We start from the raw sequence: 2,214 nt of genomic DNA, 5'->3' as shown, positions 1-2,214 counted from the left end.
GTGCAGATCCGCGAGCTGGTCGAGGACGCGCTGCGAATCGACACCGGCGCCTTGCTGGCCCGGGACGTGGAGGTGCTGCGTGACTTCGAATCGGTGCCCGAGTTGATGCTCGACAAGCATCGCGTGCTGCTGATCCTCGTCAACCTGATTGGCAACGCACGCCATGCGATGCAGAGCGTGCCCGGCGGAACCCACAAGCTCACGTTGCGCGTCAGCTTGGCGGGCGAGCAGACGCTGACAGTGGCGGTGGCCGACACCGGCGAAGGCATCGAAGCCGAGAACCTGACGCGAATCTTCGCGCACGGCTTCACCACCAAGAAAGACGGCCACGGCTTCGGCCTGCACAGCTGTGTGCTGGCTGCGCGCGAAATGGGCGGCACCTTGCACGCGGCCAGCGCAGGGCCCGGTCAGGGCGCCGTCTTCACGCTCGAGCTGCCGCTGCAGCCGAAGACCGCTGAAACCCAACACCATGTGGCCGCCGAGTCGTCCACGAAAGCTTCATGACCACGCCCTCGAACCGCCGCATCCTGCTCGTCGACGACATGCCGACGATCCACGAGGACTTTCGCAAGATTCTTGCGCCGCAGTCGCCAGCCAAGTCGGCGCTGGACGCGGCCCGCGCCGCGCTCTTCGGCGACGAACCCGTGGCCGACGCGGCGCCGCAGTTCGAGCTCGACTCGGCCTACCAGGGCCAGGAAGGCCTCGCCAAAGTGCAGGCCTCGCTGGACAAGGGTCTGCCCTATGCCATGGCCTTCGTCGACATGYGGATGCCGCCGGGCTGGGATGGCGTCGAGACCATCGAGCGCCTGTGGCAGGTCGATCCGCGCTTGCAGGTGGTGATCTGTACCGCCTATTCGGATACGTCCTGGGAAGAGGTGTTTCAGCGCCTCAACGCGCAGGACAGGTTGCTGATCCTGAAGAAGCCCTTCGACAACATCGAGGTGCATCAGCTCGCGCGGGCGCTGACCGCGAAATGGCAGATGACCCAGCAGTTGGCACTGCAGATCGACAATCTCGAAGCCGCTGTGGTCGAGCGCACCAGCAAGCTAGTCCAGACCAACGAGGCGCTGCAGCAAGAAATGGCGGGTCGCAAGAGCCTGGAGGTGCAACTCGTCCAGCAGGAAAAGCTGGCGTCGATCGGCCAGTTGGCCGCCGGCGTGGCCCACGAGATCAACAACCCGATCGGCTACATCTATTCGAACTTCGGGTCATTGGAGCGCTACCTCGAACAACTGTTTCGCATGCTCGCGGCCTACGAGCAAGCCGGGACCTCGCCGGCCCTGATTGCGCTGCACGAGGAGCTGCAGATCGGCTACCTCAAAGAGGATCTCCCCAGCCTGATGGGCGATTCGAAAGAGGGCCTGATGCGCGTGCGCAAGATCGTGCAGGACCTGCGCGACTTCTCGCATGTCGACTCGGTGACCGACTGGCAACTGGCGCAGCTGAACAAGGGCATCGACTCGACGCTCAACATCGTCGCCAGYGAGGTGAAGTTCAAGGCCGACATCGTCAAGGAATACGGCGAGCTGCCCGAGGTCGAATGCCTGCCGTCGCAGATCAACCAGGTGGTGATGAACCTGGTGGTGAATGCGGCGCATGCGATGGGCAGCGAGCGGGGCCGCATCGTCGTTCGCAGCGGCACCAGCTTCGGCGAGGTCGACGAGGCGTGGTTCGAGGTGGCCGACAGCGGCTCCGGCATTCCGGCAGATGTGCTGCCGCGGATCTTCGACCCGTTCTTCACCACCAAACCGATCGGCAAAGGCACGGGGCTCGGGTTGTCGGTGTCCTATGGCATCGTGCAAAAGCACCAAGGCAGCATCCGTGTCGACAGCGAGGTCGGACGCGGCACGACCTTTCGCGTCACCTTGCCGCTGCGCCGCAGCTTGGTGGCCGAAGCAAAGCAGGAGGCGGTGCTGGCTTGACGTGGGCCTGTTGTGCGCACGCGGGGCCTGAACAGCGCAGGTTCAAGCCCGGCTTCACCGCCAAGCCACGTGGTTTCTCGAAGGCAAAGTCGCCAACTCGACGCGATTTGCCGCACTATTCGGACAAACCGGACGAAACGCCGGCCGCTAGTATTTCTAGTGGGCTCATAAGAAGTACATCCGGGTCCGATATCACCACGGCGTAGCGATGGCCGGGAACGTTGATGCGTTCCCAGTGGCGGCTGCTCGGCGGTTTCAACTCAGGAGTTTTCCACATGGCAGATGCACAAGC

The 2,214-nt window shown here is 63.7% G+C and carries 2 protein-coding genes; both read left to right on the top strand.

The genetic code is table 11. The annotated features are described in order from the left end of the window. Positions 1-504 (top strand): sensor histidine kinase (locus tag AC1DYI_RS33330; protein ID WP_477208393.1); only part of this gene is annotated, 504 nt, incomplete at its 5' end. After that, entirely contained in the window at positions 501-1,922 is a 1,422-nt protein-coding gene (locus AC1DYI_RS33325) for an ATP-binding protein (RefSeq protein ID WP_477208392.1), read from the top strand. The genes AC1DYI_RS33330 and AC1DYI_RS33325, both read left to right, overlap by 4 nt. Positions 1,923-2,214 lie beyond the last annotated feature (292 nt).

It is taken from the genome of Ideonella sp. P3_A4, assembly GCF_056403075.1.
Note: the sequence above shows the minus strand (reverse complement) of the source record. Positions and strands in the feature narration are given on the sequence as shown.